This window comes from Marinococcus tarijensis (assembly GCF_054971385.1).
Genome location: NZ_JBQOJA010000034.1, coordinates 11,686 through 29,123, shown reverse-complemented (window position 1 = coordinate 29,123; position 17,438 = coordinate 11,686). Strand labels below are relative to the sequence as shown.

15 protein-coding genes and 1 riboswitch are annotated in these 17,438 nt (G+C 47.9%); of the genes, 3 read left to right on the top strand and 12 right to left on the bottom strand.

All coding sequences use genetic code 11. The features are described 5' to 3' along the window. Window positions 1-258: 258 nt before the first annotated feature. Both ACTTK7_RS14985 and ACTTK7_RS14980 read right to left on the bottom strand, forming a co-directional pair. Window positions 259-1,695: a DUF2254 domain-containing protein gene (locus tag ACTTK7_RS14985; protein ID WP_462868895.1), complete on the bottom strand. Its 1,437-nt coding sequence runs from the start codon at window positions 1,693-1,695 to the stop codon at window positions 259-261. A gap of 133 nt (window positions 1,696-1,828) precedes the next feature. Next, window positions 1,829-2,281, bottom strand: a complete 453-nt coding sequence (locus tag ACTTK7_RS14980; protein ID WP_462868894.1) for a universal stress protein — start codon at window positions 2,279-2,281, stop codon at window positions 1,829-1,831. Between the two features lie 295 nt (window positions 2,282-2,576). Between ACTTK7_RS14980 and ACTTK7_RS14975 the strand changes: the two genes are divergently transcribed. Continuing rightward, complete coding sequence (locus ACTTK7_RS14975; protein WP_462868893.1) at window positions 2,577-2,966, top strand: DCC1-like thiol-disulfide oxidoreductase family protein; 390 nt, start codon at window positions 2,577-2,579, stop codon at window positions 2,964-2,966. A gap of 64 nt (window positions 2,967-3,030) precedes the next feature. Here the strand turns inward: ACTTK7_RS14975 and ACTTK7_RS14970 are convergent, their stop codons facing one another. The 5 genes from ACTTK7_RS14970 to ACTTK7_RS14950 form a co-directional block, all read right to left on the bottom strand. After that, a complete protein-coding gene (locus ACTTK7_RS14970; RefSeq protein ID WP_462868891.1) occupies window positions 3,031-4,014 on the bottom strand; it encodes an aldo/keto reductase in 984 nt (327 codons plus the stop codon). Between the two features lie 97 nt (window positions 4,015-4,111). Further along, complete coding sequence (locus tag ACTTK7_RS14965) at window positions 4,112-5,932, bottom strand: UbiD family decarboxylase (RefSeq protein WP_462868890.1); 1,821 nt, start codon at window positions 5,930-5,932, stop codon at window positions 4,112-4,114. 101 nt (window positions 5,933-6,033) lie between these two features. Next, window positions 6,034-6,963, bottom strand: a complete 930-nt coding sequence (locus ACTTK7_RS14960) for a DMT family transporter (RefSeq protein ID WP_462868889.1) — start codon at window positions 6,961-6,963, stop codon at window positions 6,034-6,036. A gap of 150 nt (window positions 6,964-7,113) precedes the next feature. After that, window positions 7,114-8,022, bottom strand: coding sequence for a proline dehydrogenase family protein (locus ACTTK7_RS14955; protein ID WP_462868888.1), 909 nt, complete (start codon window positions 8,020-8,022; stop codon window positions 7,114-7,116). A gap of 148 nt (window positions 8,023-8,170) precedes the next feature. Then, window positions 8,171-9,574, bottom strand: coding sequence for a sigma-54 interaction domain-containing protein (locus ACTTK7_RS14950; RefSeq protein ID WP_462868887.1), 1,404 nt, complete (start codon window positions 9,572-9,574; stop codon window positions 8,171-8,173). Window positions 9,575-9,938: 364 nt separating this feature from the next. Between ACTTK7_RS14950 and putP the strand changes: the two genes are divergently transcribed. After that, window positions 9,939-11,420, top strand: coding sequence for a sodium/proline symporter PutP (gene putP / locus ACTTK7_RS14945; protein ID WP_462868886.1), 1,482 nt, complete (start codon window positions 9,939-9,941; stop codon window positions 11,418-11,420). A 51-nt stretch (window positions 11,421-11,471) separates the two neighbouring features. Here the strand turns inward: putP and metK are convergent, their stop codons facing one another. Next, window positions 11,472-12,686, bottom strand: coding sequence for a methionine adenosyltransferase (gene metK, locus ACTTK7_RS14940; protein ID WP_462868885.1), 1,215 nt, complete (start codon window positions 12,684-12,686; stop codon window positions 11,472-11,474). Window positions 12,687-12,837: 151 nt separating this feature from the next. Continuing rightward, window positions 12,838-12,945: riboswitch (SAM riboswitch) on the bottom strand. 47 nt (window positions 12,946-12,992) lie between these two features. Further along, window positions 12,993-13,388 carry a thiol-disulfide oxidoreductase DCC family protein gene (locus ACTTK7_RS14935; RefSeq protein ID WP_462868884.1) on the bottom strand — a complete coding sequence of 132 codons (396 nt, stop codon included), beginning with the start codon at window positions 13,386-13,388 and terminating at the stop codon, window positions 12,993-12,995. A 179-nt stretch (window positions 13,389-13,567) separates the two neighbouring features. On the opposite strand from ACTTK7_RS14935, the gene pckA reads away from it, so the two are divergent. Next, window positions 13,568-15,151, top strand: a complete 1,584-nt coding sequence (gene pckA / locus ACTTK7_RS14930) for a phosphoenolpyruvate carboxykinase (ATP) (protein WP_462868883.1) — start codon at window positions 13,568-13,570, stop codon at window positions 15,149-15,151. Between the two features lie 82 nt (window positions 15,152-15,233). Here pckA and ytkD read toward each other — a convergent pair whose 3' ends face one another. Genes ytkD through ACTTK7_RS14915 form a run of 3 tightly spaced genes read right to left on the bottom strand, consistent with a single transcriptional unit; the run spans window position 15,234 to window position 17,437 of the window. Next, a complete protein-coding gene (ytkD, locus tag ACTTK7_RS14925) occupies window positions 15,234-15,725 on the bottom strand; it encodes an RNA deprotection pyrophosphohydrolase (protein WP_462868882.1) in 492 nt (163 codons plus the stop codon). A gap of 57 nt (window positions 15,726-15,782) precedes the next feature. Beyond that, a complete protein-coding gene (locus tag ACTTK7_RS14920) occupies window positions 15,783-16,253 on the bottom strand; it encodes a YwpF family protein (protein WP_298785276.1) in 471 nt (156 codons plus the stop codon). After that, on the bottom strand, window positions 16,250-17,437 hold the full coding sequence (locus ACTTK7_RS14915; RefSeq protein ID WP_462868881.1) for a MalY/PatB family protein: 1,188 nt from the start codon (window positions 17,435-17,437) through the stop codon (window positions 16,250-16,252). The genes ACTTK7_RS14920 and ACTTK7_RS14915 overlap by 4 nt, the downstream gene beginning before the upstream one ends. Between the last annotated feature and the right edge of the window lies 1 nt (window position 17,438).

The window sequence follows — 17,438 nt, the reverse complement described above, 5'->3', positions numbered from 1 at the left end:
TTCGTGTTCAACTCGGTGGAAAACAAGCTCACCGATCCGTTCAGCGGCCAGGAGCCGCGCCCGGAATTTCTGGCCAATCGCCAGGACACTTCCGCGATTGAACCAACCTCGGAATCCCTTACAGAAGGCACAAAATCTTTTAAGTAATATTCAAACCCCTCCCGGACCGCAAATGCGGCCCGGTTTTTTTGTTTCTTTGCCGGCTTCATAGTATAAAAAAACCGACCCAGTCATTTTCGCTGATGGATCGGCTTCGCTTTATCCCTTTTCTTGTTTTCTGCGATCTACCAGTTTCTTTTCCAGTAAATCTTTTTCTACAAAATCATCAATCATTTCATAAAATTTCCCTTTATCATTCACCGAGCCTGAAAGCTGCTCCAAATGGTTCATAAACGTGATTTGGTCATAATCCTGTGGAAGCTTCCCGGAATAATTGCGGGCAATGCTTTTGCCGTAATGCCAGCAGCAGTTTTTGTCCTTTGTTTCCAGGGCTTTTGATAAAATGACCAGCGCTTCAAGAAGCGTCAAGGTTACGCCGGGCTTTTCTTCTGCATAGGAGGCAATGTAGGTAAAGGCGGAATAGACGTAATAAGAAAACTGTTCATCTTTCATAATCAACCGGAGCGTGTCGTTATCATCAGTTAAATATGAAGTAAAGCGGGTTACTTTGGAAATGGAAAACACGAGGTCCGTTAACTGATAGATGGCATCCTGGGCTGTCATTGGTTCGTCGTTTCCAAGCGCTTTGATCGCAATCTCGGTCAATTTCCGGATCCCGAATTCGATATCCTGCACTTCCGTTTTACTTTTCCCAAGATACATAAAGTTACGATACTTTTTTTCGTTCACCGGCAGGTCCGGCTCTTCATTTGTCTTCCAATAAGAAAAAATAGGAATACCTTCAAGTACAAAGTCGCCAATCCGGCGATCCAGCCTTACTACAATACCGTCCTTGGCTGCTTCTTTCACGATTTTGCCAAAATCAATCACCTGGATAAAGCCGGTCGTTTCACTTGCAACAACATTGGGCTCTCCTTCTGTTTCCGGTTCGTGTACTTCACTTTTATTTTTAGCACGGTGCGCTTCGAGATCATAAAGCAGCGTGTTGAGAATCCGCTGCTGTGATTCTTCTTTCATATTCGTGGTAATACTTGGCACCTGCATCCATTTTGTTGCGTGGTTGATAAATAAAATAAAGTTTACTACCGATACGGCTGTAGCTAATACGCCGAGTACGGGAAATACTGTGTACTGATCCATTGAGGAATTCAAGAAGAAAAACCCGAGCAGGAGAAAAAAGAAACACAGGTTAAAGATGCCAATGGAATGCTGGGTTCTGCGGTCTGAAATAAAATTAAACAAAACCCGCGGTGTAAACTGGCCGGAAAAGCTCGTCAAAACGACGAGAATGGAGTTAAACGTAAAAGCGTTTAACGTGAGTACGCCCGAGAGCAGCGTACTGTACATTGTCTGGGTTAATGAATACCCTGTTGATAGGATTGGCGCCATGGCGAATGCGGGCTCAAGTCCGAATTCCACGTAGTAGGCGCCAATGGCTAAAAGCACGGCCAAAATGATATAGATCGCCGGGAGTACCCAAAGACTTGAGCGGAGTTCGTACCACCGCTGTCTTGAGGACATGCTTTTAATCTGCCTTAATTTTTTAGGCATCAGCTGTTGTAAATAATATTTCAATTCGTTCACCTTTTCTATTGCTTTAATATGCTAATAGCATTAGCCGATATGGGACACCCCCATACATGGAGCCTCCCTTCGCGCTATCGGAAAGAAGGCTCTGAAGCAGTGATTCTGCTTTAGCTGTCAACGTCTATTCTTTTACTGCTTCTTTAGTTGATACGACCTTCACGTCACACTTTGCTTTTTTCTGAATGGCTTTAGCAGTATTGCCGAGAAAAAGCCGGTCCACTTTAGACGATCCAGTCTCGCCGATAACGATCATGTCGATATTATATTTTTCACACAGATTTTCCATTTCCTTTTTCGGGATTCCTACCTCGAGAACGGTTTCTACATCTTTGACCCCGTTCTCCTCTGCCATTTCTTTATACGCTTTCAGGCGTGATTGCGCCTGGTTTTTCAATCTGCCGAAACCATGTGGGTCCATACGCTCCAGGGAGGCATAGCCGTTTTTGTCCATCACAAATGCAATGATCAGCGTAGCGTTATTTTCCTCTGCCAATTCCTTTGCTTTATAAAATGCATCATGGGACGCGCCTTCGAGAGCTTCTACTCCTACGAGTATACGATTAATTTGTGCCAATTTCATCTTTCCTTTCTTGTTTTAAATTGCTTGTTTCAGCTTTCTGCTTAAACTTTCGTACAATAGCCCTTATCTTCTCTGTTTTTTGTCGTTTGAACCTGCTGTTCGTCTAAAAAAATATAAAAAGCCAGAAAAAGAACGATTATCCTTTTTCTGGCTTATGTTCTGGCTTTTATATCCATCCATTTCCGCCGCATATGAAATTATCGCCCTGCCACACCCGGACGTTTTTGTTTTTATGGCGTTACTGGGAAAATACCCGTACAATATACGTGTTAAACGTTCATAGATTCATGTGTTTGAAATTCCTTCAAAGGACAGATGCTTTATCCATTACTTATTTTTCGACAAATACTGCCCGCCCTGCCGTGCAGCCGTACGCATTTTTCAATTTTTAGATCTGTACCGCCGCTGCCAGTGGATTCCCATCCAGGAAGCCCGGCAGCTGCCCGAAGACTATCCTTATCTATCCTCAAGAATTGCGGCCCACGAGCTGCATATGTGCACAAATCAAGGAGTGGTGCTTCATGGTTTTTATGCCTTACGCCGGCTGCTGCTTGCTATTCCGCTCAGCTTTCTTCCTGCTGTCCTTCTTTACCTCCCGTATGCTGACCGTGTTGGAGTGCCGCTGTATAACGTGGTTTCCAAGAGCCGGCTAAAGCATATCTCTTTTAAAAATAGTTAGCAGCCTGCACATACAGAAAAAGCCCATCCCTCCGGATACATCTGGAGAGATGGGCCTTCTTTTATTACCGGTTCACCGTTTTCATTCCTTCTTCGTGATACCGCATGCCTGCGGCAGCCCCTTTAGGAGCAATGTCATCAATTGCTTTCATATCGGACTCCGTAAGCGTAACCTGCAGACTGTTAATATTTTCTTCCAGGTACGTGCGCCGTTTTGTCCCCGGAATTGGCACTACCCCCTGCTCCCTCAACCAGGCAAGGGCCAGCTGGGAGGCTGTACATTTCTTTTCTTTAGCCAGTTCCTTCATTTTATCCACGAGTTCAAGATTTTTATTGAAATTTTCTCCCTGAAATCTCGGAGAAAAGCGCCGGAAATCATCCTCTTCCAGATCCTCAAACTGCTTGATCTGTCCGGTTAAAAACCCACGTCCGAGCGGGCTGTATGCCACAAAGGAAACTCCGAGGTCCTTGCAAAGCGGCAGAATTTCATCCTCCACGTCCCGGCTCCACAACGAATACTCTGTCTGCAGAGCTGTAATCGGATGCGTGCCATGGCCCCTGCGAATCGTTTCCGGAGCTGCTTCTGACAACCCCAGGTACCGGACTTTTCCGGCGTCTACGAGTTCCTTCATCGCGCCTACGGTTTCTTCAATAGGTACATCAGGGTCCACCCGGTGCTGATAATACAAATCAATACTATCAATACCGAGCCGCTTCAGGCTGGCATCGCATGCCTGCTTAACGTATTCCGGCCGGCCGTTTACTTCGCCTGTCAGTTCACCTTTATTGCTGTAGACGTTCCCGAATTTTGTGGCAAGCACTACCTCCTCCCGCCGGTTTTGGATAGCCTCACCCACCAGGCGTTCATTTGTCATGGGGCCGTACATATCAGCCGTATCGAGAAAGTTAATGCCGTGGTCAAGCGCTGTGTTTATCGTTTTCTTCGATTCTTCATCGTTTAATTTGCCATAAAAAGCGGACATTCCCATACATCCCAGACCGATAGGAGACACATGCAGGTCACTGTTGCCAAGCTGCCGTTTTTCCATTACAGGTATTCATCCCTTCTGGATTGTTGACTCTGCTTTTTCAAACAGGTGTCCTTCTGTTCACGCTTCTGTTCCATTTTAAACATTTTTCAGCAGACTATTTTTTTCTTAAGTCAATTCGTTCCATCAGGCTGTCCACCCGGCGCTCCACATTTTCATCCGGGAGCAGCGGCGGTGCATGATGTGGTTTGATGCGGGCATCGATGATCAGACTGTCGCATCCCCAGTGCTTGTTTTCATAAAAGCTGTTCACGCCATGAATATCGTGGGAAGGATTGCTGCGCGTAAAAACGGCCCAAAGGAAATTTCGCATCGTATCACTGACAAAGCTGCTGTCATCGCAAATAATAATCATTGGAGTTTCTTTAACATCCCATTTTTGGTCGAGGCTTGAAGAGAAAACAGCCATTTCTTCAGCGGCCTGTTTATAGCTGTCAAATTCCGGTGCCTCCACCGCAATTACACCCGGCATTACAAGCTTGGGCGAATGCATTGGACTGTCATCCGGAAAGCCATTCGGCACGCGTTGACAAAGATCCCGCTTCACATCCCCATAAGCCGCAATAACTACCTTGCTTCCCTCATTCAGCCCTTCTCCGCTGTAATCAAGCGTATCGATCGTCGTTTTAGTCTGAAAATGAAGGTCGCGGCGGAGATTGATCCGCTCAAGCATGTAGGTGAAAAAATCCTCCTCCTGATGCGTATCGAGCTCTCTTTCCTGTTCCGCTGTGATAAATAAATATTTAGCCAGGCTTAACTGCCCTGTGCCGAGAATACGATTGGCAATTGTCAACAGCTCTGCCGGCTGCTTTACGCTTTGAAACGGCGTATACCGCTCACTGCCAATTGCCAGCAGCAGCGGGTGTACCCCTGCAGCGTCCACAGCGTGCACTTCTTTGACCCCGGTAATTTCCTGCTTGATCGCTTCTCCTGTCATTTCATGGATCACCGCACCAAACGATGTGTCCTCCTGCGGCGGGCGGCCGACTACGGTAAACGGGAGAATCGCTTTATCCTTCGCATACACCTTATGAACCTTCATAACCGGGAAATCATGTGTCAGACTGTAATAGCCCAGATGGTCACCAAACGGCCCTTCCGGCTTCGTGTCTTCCGGATAAATATCACCGGTAATAACAAAATCGGCGTCATGGTTAATGCAGTAGCCGTCTTCATAGCTGTACTGAAAACGACGTCCGGACAGCATGCCGGCAAACATCATTTCACTCAGCCCCTCCGGGAGAGGCATCACTGCTGAAATAGTATGCGCCGGAGGACCGCCAAGAAAAATACTGACCTTCAAAGGCTCTCCCCTGGCTACGGCTTTCGCCTGATGCACACCAATCCCCCGCTGAATCTGATAATGCAGACCTATCTCTTCATCGGGGATAAAGTCATTTCCGCTAAGCTGTACCCGGTACATGCCTAGGTTGGCATTCATCGGCCCCGATTTTTCCGGGTCTTCTGTATACACCTGTGGCAGGGTAAGAAACGCACCGCCATCCCGCGGCCAGTGCTGAATCATTGGCAGGTCGCTGATACCCACTTCCCGAAAGTCCTCCGCACCGCCCTTCTTTTTCTTCGGAAGTGCTTTTACTGCCGTCAGGCCGCTCGTCATGTTACGGAGCGGATGCTTCAGTGCCTGCACCGGATCATTTCTCATCGTGATAACATTTTGAACCTGCTTCCAGTTTTTCCGAAAAATAAATTTGCTGCGTTCAACCGTGCCAAATAAATTAGAAACAGCCTGGAACGGGCTTCCTTTTACATTTTCAAATAAAACGGCCGGCCCTTCCTGTTCATAGAATCTTAAATGAATGGAAGCCATCTCCAGGCAGGGATCAACTTCTTCTTTGATTCGTACTAAATGGCCGTGCTTTTCAAGATCTTCTACGCATTCGTTGAGGTTTTGATACATATGCAGCCCTTCATCCTTCCGAATTGTATTTCACTTTCTATACTTATTTTAGTACATTTTCCCTCAGGCTGTGTTTATTTACTCTTTGGCTTCCGTTTTCTTCACGCCGGCGCAGGCTTTGCCCGCTGCTTTTGCGGCAGAGACAAATAAACGACCATACCAAGTATCAGGCACGCGCCCACGCTCTGATAGAAACCAAACGGCACGTGCAGCCACCATACCGAAGCCAGAATAGCAGCAAGAGGCTCCAGGCATCCCAAAATACTTGTTTCCTGCGGCTTTAAATATTTCAGGCTTTCCAGGTAAAACCAAAAAGCAATCATAGTGCCGAAAATAACGACAAAAATTACGCTTCCGGCCATGCTCCATGTCCAGCTCTCCCATGCGGTGTCCCACGGGGCATGCAATAAGCTTACAGCCGCTCCTCCGACAGTCATGGCCCACCCGATTACATTCATGGAACCCCACGCTGCCAAAAGAGGACCTGCGTACAGAGTATAAAAGGCAAGCGCCACACCGGAAAGAACACCCCAGACTACCGCCTCCGGCGGCACGGATAATTCGGCCAGCTCTCCGTTTGTCAGCAGCAGAAACGTGCCGGCAAGTCCCATCAGCACAGCGCCCGCGTCCCGTATATTCCAATATGTATGCCGGACGGCAAGCAGGTACGCAAGAATGAACACCGGTGCCAAATATTGCAGCAGCGTGGCAACAGCTGCGTTTCCGCTTTCAATGGAGGCCATATATGTATACTGAACAGCGAGCATCCCGAATAAACCAAATATAAGAACTGCTCCTGCGCTCTTTTTCTCCTTCCAGATCCCGGTTACTTTTTCTTTATTTCCAAGCATTAAAGAAATAGTTAACAGAAGGATTCCGGAAAGAAGCAGCCTGACAGCCACCAGCCATTCCACAGGCAGGCGGTGGGTTTCAAAAATATACTGCGATACTGTTCCTCCAATACCCCAGAGGGAAGCTCCGCTTATTACGAGCAAAAAGCCTGCCGTCCGTCGTTTTTGTACTGTCTGCATCATCGGTGTCCTTTCTATTGCCAGTTTCAGCTGCATCTACTTCCATTATACGCAAAAAACGCTGCCTGGTTAAGCTGTTGCCTCAAGGTTTTCTGCCTGTCTGGATACCAAAACGCCGCCCCTTTTCAGGAGCGGCGCTGCATGAATTTTTTATTTCGTAATCATCCCTTTGGCCACGGATACGAGATTTTGCGGGCGTTCCGCCAGCCTTCTCATGAAATACCCGTACCATTCTTTGCCAAAGGGCACGTAGACTCTGACATTGTAGCCTTCCTGCAAAAGCTGCAGCTGCAGCTCTGTTCGAAAGCCATACAGCATTTGAAATTCAAATGTATCATAAGCTATGCCCTGGTCTTCCACAAACAGCTTAACCGCGTTAATAATACGGTGGTCATGGGTACCGATGGCCGTAAAACCTTCCTGCAGTAAATGTTTTTGAATCATCAGAAAATAATTGGCATCAATGTCATGCTTGTCTTTAAAAGCAACCTCTTCCTTTTCCTGATAGGCCCCTTTGACAATCCGGAGAGGCACTTCTCCAAGGCTGTCGAGGTCATCGAGCCCCCGCCGTAAATAACCCTGGAGGACCGTGCCTACATTGTCATATTCCTTTCGGAGCGTTTTCAGCACATTCAGCGTCTTCTCATAACGGGAATAGTCTTCCATGTCGATGTTTACGAAATTTTGTTTTTCCCTGGCCGCCTCCAGGATTTCCTTCATATTTTCGATGCAATAGTCTGTATCTATATCAAGACCAAGCTTCGTCAGCTTTACTGTCAGCTCTGACTGTACGTTTTTCGCGTAGACGTTCTCAATAATTTCGATCGTTTTCTGCTTGGCTTCTTCCACCTCTGATTTTTCCGTTATAAATTCACCAAGGTGGTCAATGGTCGCCATCAGGCCCTGCTCGTTCATCGATTGAATGGTCGTTAGTGCTTCATCAATATCTTCTCCAGCCACTACTTTTGAAGCCCCGAGGTGAATGCCCCACTTTTTGGCGCTCTTTGTCAGCGTCTTATTCTGGGAAAGAAATATAAAAAACGAACGTGAAATTGTCATAGGTGCACCCTCCTGATCTTTTCAGTACTGCCCTACACTGTTGCAAAATACGTGCCAACATGGCTGCGCCGGCATCCGCAGGGTTTTCCGTAAAAAGCAAGAGCCTGTTCGTCAAAACCGCAAGAAATTTTGCGCTTTATGCAAAAAATTATAAATGAAATTTACTCATCCGGTACTGCAGACTCTGCCGGCTGATACCAAGCTCTTTGGCTGCCTGCATTACGTTGCCGCCGCTTTGGTTCAGCGCATCTTTAATTAAAGCAAATTCCATTTCAAGCAGACGTTCCTTTAAACTGCCTTCGCGGCTGCTTATCCCGGCCTCCCCGCTTTTTTCCACCTCACCTGTTTCCAGAAGATCGGTGCGTTTGCGGAAATGGTCCGGCAGGTGGCTTTCTTCGATCATTTCCTCATCAAGCATTAAATTCATCGCTCCTTCGATAACGTGTTCAAGCTCCCGGATGTTCCCCGGCCAGTGATAGGACTCCAGCCTCGCTTTCACCGCAGGGGAGACACGATTCACGTCCATTTGAAAAACCCGGTTGTACTTTTCCAGAAAGGTTTCCACGAGCGGCTCGATATCTGTTTTTCTTTCCCGCAGCGAAGGGACATACAGCGTAACGACACCAATACGGTAAAAAAGATCCTCACGAAGCTCGTTGTTTTGAATAGCCTCTGCCGGCTCTTTGTTCATCGTGGCGATAATACGGACATTGATGGACTGCTCTTTGTGCGACCCTAAACGGGTCACCTTTTTTTCCTGCAGGACGCGCAGAAGCTTTGCCTGCAGCGCCACCGGCAGCGAATTAATTTCATCGAGCAGAAGCGTGCCGCCTTCGGCTTTTTCAAACAGTCCGGCCCGTTCGGAAGCCCCTGTAAAGGCTCCTTTTACCGTACCAAACAAAATGCCCTCAATCAGCGTTTCCGGAAGCGCGGCGCAGTTCTGTGATACAAACGGCTGGCCGGCCCGCTCGCTTTCACTGTGAATACTCTGGGCAAATAATTCCTTTCCGGTGCCCGTTTCTCCTACAATTAACACCGATGAGGACGTTCTCATTGCCCGCTTCGCGTTCTGCACCACCCCTGTGATTTCAGCCGAATGCCCGATAATCTGGTCAAATGTGAAAAGCCCGCTGTCGGTTTTTTTCTGGTTTTCACGGACCAGCTTTTCCATGCGGGTAACGTCCTTTGCGATCTCGGCTGCTGCGACAATCCGTCCGCCCGAATAAATCGGAAAAATTTCGTTGATAGTCGTGATGTTTTTCCCGCGGCTCGTTGTATAATGCTGTTTTTTTTCTCTCGTTTCCACTCCCTGCTTGATAGCCTGGAGCAGTCTGCTGTCACGTTCATGCTCGAAAAGGAAAACGTCCATCATACCTTTATTATTAAAATCTTCGTAGGTCATGGACTCAATCTCACGCATTTTGTCATTATAAATAATCAGGTTTTCATCTGCATCAATAACACGGATCCCCTGATCCATTTTTATCATTAAATGATCAAACACATCGTTCAGTTCAGGATAGGATAACGAATTCGTACCTTGATATACCATGGGCCCACCCTCTTTAAAATTTATTCTTGCTCTGATTTTATCATGAAGTGCAAAGTCTACGTACGCAAAATCCCAAAACTTAGGAGTGCAAAATTTTGCACCTTTAACTCCTTAATTTTTCTATTTGCGCTTCTATCCAGCGAAGTATTCAATTATAATGGACCTCTCCGCCGGTTTTGTTGAGGCCTGTTGAAGTTAAGAATATTGGCACTATTCTTGCAATATATAAAAGTACATTCAAGGGGAGGTGTACTGAATGGAAGGAATAACGCTATTCACATGGCTGCTGTTACTAATACCCATGCCGCTTACTGTAATTTTAGCAGCAATCAGTTATGTTAAATCAAAAAAGGAGACCACTTAAATGGATATTTCCGTACCAACAATTGTAACTTTTATCGTTTACCTTGTTGTAATGCTGAGTATTGGTTTTTTATTCTACAAGCTGACCAATAACCTTTCGGATTACGTTTTAGGCGGACGAAAATTAAATGGCCCCGTAGCTGCGCTCAGTGCCGGCGCATCTGATATGAGCAGCTGGCTTCTGCTTGGCCTGCCCGGAGCCATTTATCTGGGCGGGATGAGTGAAATTTGGCTGCCTATCGGCCTTACCATTGGGGCTTATTTAAACTGGCAGTTTCAGGCGAGAAGACTGCGCAGGTATACAATCATCGCCAACGACTCCATTACGATACCCGATTTTCTTGAAAACCGCTTCCACGATAAAACAAAAGCACTGCGGATTGTTTCGGCATTATTTATACTTATTTTCTTTACCTTTTATACCTCTTCCGGACTGGTCGGGGGCGCTACCCTGTTTGTCAGCTCCTTCGGCCTTTCCTATCAGGCAGCTCTTTGGATCGGCGGTGCTGTTATTATTACCTATACGTTTCTCGGCGGATTTATGGCCGTCAGCTGGACTGACTTTATCCAGGGTATTCTAATGTTTTTGGCGCTCGTTGCTGTTCCGATCGCTGCCGTTATAGAAATTGGCGGATGGGGCAATTCTGTTCAGACCGTGGCATCCATTAATCCGGATGCGTTAAGTGCCTTTACGAATGTGAGTGTTATTTCTGTGGTCTCCCTGCTTGCCTGGGGGCTGGGCTACTTCGGCCAGCCGCATATTATTACCAGGTTTATGGCGATACGTTCCGAAAAAGAAATTCCAATGGCCCGGTTTGTAGGCATGAGCTGGATGGTTATTTCTCTGCTCGGTGCTATTTTTACAGGGTTTATCGGCATTGCCTACTTTTCAGGGAACGCCCAGCTAGGAGAAGGGAACCAGGAAACGGTCTTTATTATGTTTACACAGGTACTGTTTAACCCATGGGTGTCCGGGGTTCTTCTCGCAGCGATTCTGGCTGCTATTATGAGCACAGTGGATTCCCAGCTGCTTGTATCCTCAAGTGCTCTTGCGGAAGACTTTTATAAAGGGATGCTCCGTCCTAAAGCTTCTGACCGCGAGCTCGTCTGGGTCGGCCGGATTGGCGTTATCGTCATCGCCCTCATCGCCCTGCTCCTCGCCTCCAATCCGGGAAGCACGGTACTTGAACTTGTAAGCTACGCATGGGCCGGGTTCGGTGCAGTGTTCGGGCCTGCGATGCTTTTCTCCTTATTCTGGCGCCGGACAAGCATGTGGGGTGTACTTGCCGGGATGATCGCCGGCGGTGCCACTGTAATCATCTGGGTCCAGCTTACCGGAGGGCTGTTTGACCTTTATGAAATAGTACCAGGCTTCTTCATCAACGTCTTAATCATTATTGTCGTCAGCCTGCTCGGACCGAAGCCTTCAGACAAAATTAAAAATGAATTTGACTCTGTGGGAACATACACGGAGAAAAACTGAGCAAAAAAATACCCGCTTCCTGATGTAAACAGGAGCGGGTATTTTGTATATTTACTTCTGTTTTTCGGTGAATGCCTGTTCCTGAAGCGCTGCCGCTTTGTCCGTGCGTTCCCAGGGCAGATCAACATCATGACGTCCAAAGTGGCCATAAGCGGCTGTCTGCCTGTAAATCGGCCGGCGGAGATCAAGCATTTTGATGATGCCGGCCGGCCGGAGATCAAAGTTTTCATTAGCAAGCTTTACGAGCACCTCTTCTGATACTTTTCCCGTACCAAACGTAGCGATCGATATGGAAACCGGCTGAGCTACTCCGATCGCGTACGCAAGCTGAACCTCGCATTTATCGGCAAGTCCTGCTGCAATAATATTTTTAGCTACATACCGGGCTGCATACGAAGCGGAGCGGTCGACCTTTGTCGGGTCTTTACCGGAAAACGCACCGCCGCCGTGACGGGCATAGCCTCCGTACGTATCAACAATGATTTTTCGCCCGGTAAGCCCGGCGTCTCCCTGCGGTCCGCCAATGACAAAGCGGCCGGTCGGGTTTATGAAATAGTTGGTTTTAGCGTCGAGAAGCTCTGCCGGCACTACCGGCTCGATAACGTATTTGTGCATATCCTCTTCAATCTGTGCAAGCGTTACGTCATCCGAATGCTGGGTGGAAATAACGATCGTTTCCACCCGGAGTGGCTTCCCGTCGTCTCCGTATTCCACAGTAACCTGCGTTTTCCCATCGGGACGCAGATACGAAAGATTGCCGTCTTTCCGAACTTTTGTTAACTGGCTTGCCAGCTTGTGTGCAAGCGAAATCGGCAACGGCATGAGCTCATCGGTTTCGTTATCTGCATACCCAAACATCAAGCCCTGGTCTCCCGCTCCGATCGATTCCAGTTCATCCTCGGTCATCGATCCTTCACGGGTTTCAAGCGCCTCATCAACACCCTGGGCAATATCGGCCGACTGTTCATCTATAGACGTCAAAACCGAGCACGTTTCGTAATCGAAGCCGTATTTTGCCCGTGTATAACCGATATCTTTCAAAGTTTCCCTGGCAATTTTAGGAATATCCACGTATGTAGATGTCGATATTTCTCCTGCCACCAATACGAGACCAGTGTTTACTACTGTTTCCGCTGCCACCCGGGCATTCGGATCATCCTTTAAAATTGCATCCAAAATCGCGTCGGAAATCTGATCACACACCTTGTCCGGATGCCCTTCTGTAACAGATTCCGACGTAAATAAACGTCGTCCAATTGTAGACACGCTGCTGCCTCCTTTTTAACTGCCTGCTACGGTTGTACTCTCCCATTCTTGGGGTAGACGAAAAGAAAACGGCAGTAGGCCGTTGTGTACAGGAAAAGCCCCTTGTCCCAAAAAATTGAGGGAAAAGGGGCTGTCAGTTCAGCTTTTTCGCCTCTTATCTTTCAAGGCATCTGTCTGCCTCTCCAGGTTAGCACCTTTCCGTTACCGGATGGTTGCTGGGCTTCTCAGGGACTGTCCCTCCACCTGCTCAGGATAAGAGTATCCGTTCGTACAAAATCTTAACGCAAACCCTATTTGATGTCAAACCTAGTGCCCTCCCCGCTGACATGTTTTGTCATCGCAAAGGAAATGAAACCACTGATACCGATTAACAGAAACAGTGTGATACAGCTTGCGGCCAAGCGTTTCTACTCCCGGCAGTAAAAATACTGCCTTCAGCGGCTTCAAAGCCGGAATAGTATAACATAATTTTTTCACCGTATAATAACCAGCGTATACGTACGTATTGTCCTCAACACTGTGCATCTGTTCTTCAAGCGGTTCTCCCTTGAGCATCGGGTACTTTTCAAATAAATCCTCATCATATATAGGCTTCCAATTCACCCTGTTCGTCTTATCTATCGCTGAAAGATAAGTATGGAACCTGGTGCATAACGGACAATCACTATCATAGAATACAATAAATTCCGGTTGTCGTTCCATAGTTGTTCCCCTTTCATTGCTTTCTTACATCTTTTCCCTCTCAGGTCTAAAAATATTCATGAACTTTTTTAATGAATAAGTATGTACTATTAAACTAAATGTGTTACACTATTTTATATTCTATCCATCATTCGTGATGAATAAATCCAACTTCCCCCTCATTAAAGGAGTGATTGTTTATGAAGCCGCCGTTCGCTTCCAAACCCGAAACAAATCTATTGAATGAAGCGCACGTCCAATGGAATCTCTCTGTCCCTGCGCTTGTGAAGCGCTCGCTGGCTCTACAGGAGGGCTCACTTACAGCAGAAGGTGCTCTTGCCGTGAAAACAGGCAAATATACCGGACGGTCGCCAAAGGATAAATATATTGTCGATGAGCCCGGCAGTTCTCCTTATATTGACTGGGGAAATGTAAACCAACCAATGTCCGAAGAAGTGTTTGAACGGCTTTATAAAAAAGTGATGGCTCATTTGAACAGTCAGAATGAAGTATTCGCAAGCGACGCTCTGGCCGGGGCCGACCCTGACTACCAGCTTCCTGTCCGGGTCATCACCTCCTGCGCCTGGCATCAATTGTTCGCCCGGCAGCTGTTTATCCGACCAGACGGAAGAGAAAATCCTTCTGCTCCACCCTTCACACTCATAGCTGCACCGGAATGCAAAGCAGACCCTGAGACAGACGGCACCTCGTCGGAAACATTTATCGTCATCAGCTTTGCACAGCGCAAGATTTTAATCGGCGGCACAGAATACGCCGGGGAAATGAAAAAATCGATCTTTTCTGTCATGAACTACCTGCTCCCTGAACAAAACGTACTTCCGATGCACTGCTCGGCAAACATTGGCAGTGACGGTTCAAGTGCTTTGTTTTTCGGCCTTTCCGGTACCGGAAAAACAACCCTTTCCGCAGATCCTTCCCGGCTTTTGGTCGGCGACGATGAACACGGATGGTCCGAAAACGGTATTTTTAATATTGAAGGCGGATGCTACGCCAAATGCTCGAACCTTTCCAAACAGAAAGAACCACAGATCTGGAACGCTATCCGTTTTGGCGCTGTACTTGAAAACGTTGGTATAGACGATGCCAGCGGAAAAGTTGACTATACGGATACTCAGATTACGGAAAACACAAGGGCGGCTTATCCGATTGAACATGTCGATGGGATTGTCCCCTCCGGCACAGCCGGCCATCCCTCGGCGATCATCTTTTTAACCGCAGATGCATTCGGCGTTCTTCCGCCAATCAGCAGACTCACGAAGGAGCAGGCCATGTACCATTTCCTCAGCGGCTACACAAGCAAGCTCGCCGGCACGGAAAGAGGCGTCACTTCTCCGGAAGCAACCTTCTCCACCTGCTTTGGGGCACCGTTTCTTCCACGACAGGCTTCCGTCTATGCAGAAATGCTCGGTGAAAAAATCGATGAACACAACGTTCCTGTCTTCCTGGTGAACACCGGATGGAGCGGCGGCGGTTACGGAGTCGGCAGCCGCATGGACCTTTCATACACCCGGGCTATGGTGCAGGCAGCCCTCAACGGAGAGCTGACTGATACAGCCACGGTCGAGGATCCTATTTTCGGGCTGCATATCCCCGAGTCCTGCCCCGGAGTTCCCGAAGATATGCTTCAGCCGAAGAAAATGTGGAAAGAAGCCGGCGACTATGAGGTTCAGGCCCGCATGCTTGCCCGCAAGTTTGCAGAAAATTTCAAGCGGTTTTACGATGTGCCTGCTTCTATCGCAGAAGCTGGACCAGCCCAGTTGTAGGCGCTATTTTTCGTCAGCCTCAGAAAGCTGCCATATGTCAAAAAGGAACCGGTACCTGTTCATATGCAGGCACCGGTTCCTTTCATTTTAATGTAATATATCCTGCTTCCTCCGCATACTTCACAGTACGGGGGAGCACTTCGTCTTTCATAATAAAGCTGTAGCCGGGATGATCACGAATATTACTTGGAAGTGTTTCTATAAGCACCGGACCGTCTGTTTCCATATAATCCTCATGAGGAATCAGCGACTCCACCACAGCGATGTATATATTTTTTATTACATCTTCACTCCGGCCCGCCACCTTATACTGGCCGAGAGAGCGTATCACTTCAATCCGCCCTCCGGTTTCCTCATCAACCTCCCGTACAGCTGCTTCTTCGGGGGCTTCTCCCTCTTCGATCTTCCCGCCCGGAAACTCCAGCCCGCGCTGGGAGTGACGAGTGAGCAGCCACCTGCCGGCATATAAGCATATAACCCATACATGTCCCGGCTTGTCTGAAAATGGAGTGCCGTTTAACGCCAATTCCACTTCGTTATTATAGTAGTCCCGGAATTTGTAGCAGGTTGTCATATGCCCAGTTCCTCACACATACGTATCACTCCACTTCTATCATCTCTCCGGGGGCATTTATTTTTCCTGGCGGCTGTATAATCTTGCCGCCATTGCTTTAGACCAGGAGCGCTGATCGTTTTTTCGCTCGTGAAACTCTTCCATGAGCTGATTGCCTTCATACCCTTCGGTAATCAGCTCTTTCAATATCAGTTCGGTGATATTTTCATCCTTTCCAGCCATATACGCCTGGATTAAAACGCCAAGAGAATGCTCGAGTCTCGTGGTTTTTTTCACGACTCCCCTCAAAAGCGCCGGGGCATTGTCGGGATGAGTGATGACCGCTTCCATCAGCATTTCCTCTTCGTGTCTTTCCCACTCGTGAATAATGTCTTCATACTCTGTAGGTATGACCGCATCAAGGAGCCATGATCTATCAGGCTCTTCCCGGTTAATAATGAGCCCTTCTTTCATTTTTATCTCATGCATTTCAATCGCGTCACCGTCTTTTTGAAACAGGCTGAGGCGGACTAGACGGAACGTTTTCATGATTTACGGCCAGCGGCCTGAATTGTTCGATCATATGCCTCTTTTAAGCGGCGTACGCCCTCATCGATATGCGTGCGTGGGCAGGCCACGTTAATGCGGACAAAACCAGAACCTTCATCTCCAAAGATATGGCCGTCACTAAGAGCTACCCCTGCTTCTTTGCGCAGCCATTCCTCCAGCTCTTTTTTATCCATGCCGAGGCTCCGGAGATCAATCCAGACAAGATACGTCCCTTCCGGCTTAATAACATGCGCTTCCGGGATTGCCGACTCCAGTTGATCCTTTAAATAATCAACGTTTTCCCGCAGATGAACGAGCAGTTCTTCCAGCCACTCGCTCCCGTGCCGGTAGGCCGCTTCCGCAGCTACTGTGGCAAACGGGTTGTCGATTCCGACAAAATTACGCTGCAGATGGGTTTCGTATGCTTTTTGCGAAGCCTTTTTCTCAAACACAACGTAGGACAGCTGCAGGGCTGCAAGATTAAAGGTTTTGCTCGGTGCCATGCAGGTGATGGTTTCCACGTCGTAGCCCTCCGCCGCCTTCGAAAACGGCACATGCACGCCGGAGAGAATAAGGTCTGCGTGAATTTCATCGGATACTACCAGCACGTTGTATTTTTCTGCCAGTGCGGCGATCTGCTGCAGCTCCTCTTCGGTCCATACCCGGCCGATAGGATTGTGGGGACTGCACAACAACAGCATTTTCGCGCCGGCTTTCATCTGTTCTTCAAGGTTTTCCACATCGATAGTAAATCCTTCTTCTGTTTCCTTCAACGGGTTCTTATACAGTGTACGTTCGTTATTATCCACCAGCATATAGAAAGGGTAGTAAACCGGTGTCTGCAGAATAACGCCCTCACCTTTTTCGGTAAATGTCTGTATCAGGTGACTAATCGCCGGCACTACGCCCGGAGTGAAGACGAGCTGCTCATTGCTTACATTCCAGTTGTGGCGCGTACGAATCCATTCGGTCGTCGCGTCCCTCAATGATTCCGGACGCCGGTGATAGCCGAAAATCCCGTGATCCAGCACCTCCTGCATGGCATCAAGCACGGGCTGAGGCGCCTGAAAGTCCATATCCGCGACCCACATCGGCCATAGCTCCGAAGAACCGTAGCGTTCAGCGGCAAAGTCCCATTTCATTGAGTTTGTATTTTTGCGGTTTAATACTTTGTTAAAATCCATG

Excerpts from the sequence above, each read along its gene's own strand:
- ACTTK7_RS14920 (WP_298785276.1), bottom strand. The coding sequence starts at position 16,253 with ATGAAAACGTTCCGTCTAGTCCGCCTCAGCCTGTTTCAAAAAGACGGT.
- ACTTK7_RS14960 (WP_462868889.1), bottom strand. The coding sequence starts at position 6,963 with ATGCAGACAGTACAAAAACGACGGACGGCAGGCTTTTTGCTCGTAATA.
- pckA (WP_462868883.1), top strand. The coding sequence starts at position 13,568 with ATGAAGCCGCCGTTCGCTTCCAAACCCGAAACAAATCTATTGAATGAA.
- ACTTK7_RS14935 (WP_462868884.1), bottom strand. The coding sequence starts at position 13,388 with ATGGAACGACAACCGGAATTTATTGTATTCTATGATAGTGATTGTCCG.
- ytkD (WP_462868882.1), bottom strand. The coding sequence starts at position 15,725 with ATGACAACCTGCTACAAATTCCGGGACTACTATAATAACGAAGTGGAA.
- ACTTK7_RS14955 (WP_462868888.1), bottom strand. The coding sequence starts at position 8,022 with ATGACAATTTCACGTTCGTTTTTTATATTTCTTTCCCAGAATAAGACG.
- ACTTK7_RS14950 (WP_462868887.1), bottom strand. The coding sequence starts at position 9,574 with ATGGTATATCAAGGTACGAATTCGTTATCCTATCCTGAACTGAACGAT.
- ACTTK7_RS14915 (WP_462868881.1), bottom strand. The coding sequence starts at position 17,437 with ATGGATTTTAACAAAGTATTAAACCGCAAAAATACAAACTCAATGAAA.
- putP (WP_462868886.1), top strand. The coding sequence starts at position 9,939 with ATGGATATTTCCGTACCAACAATTGTAACTTTTATCGTTTACCTTGTT.
- ACTTK7_RS14970 (WP_462868891.1), bottom strand. The coding sequence starts at position 4,014 with ATGGAAAAACGGCAGCTTGGCAACAGTGACCTGCATGTGTCTCCTATC.
- ACTTK7_RS14965 (WP_462868890.1), bottom strand. The coding sequence starts at position 5,932 with ATGTATCAAAACCTCAACGAATGCGTAGAAGATCTTGAAAAGCACGGC.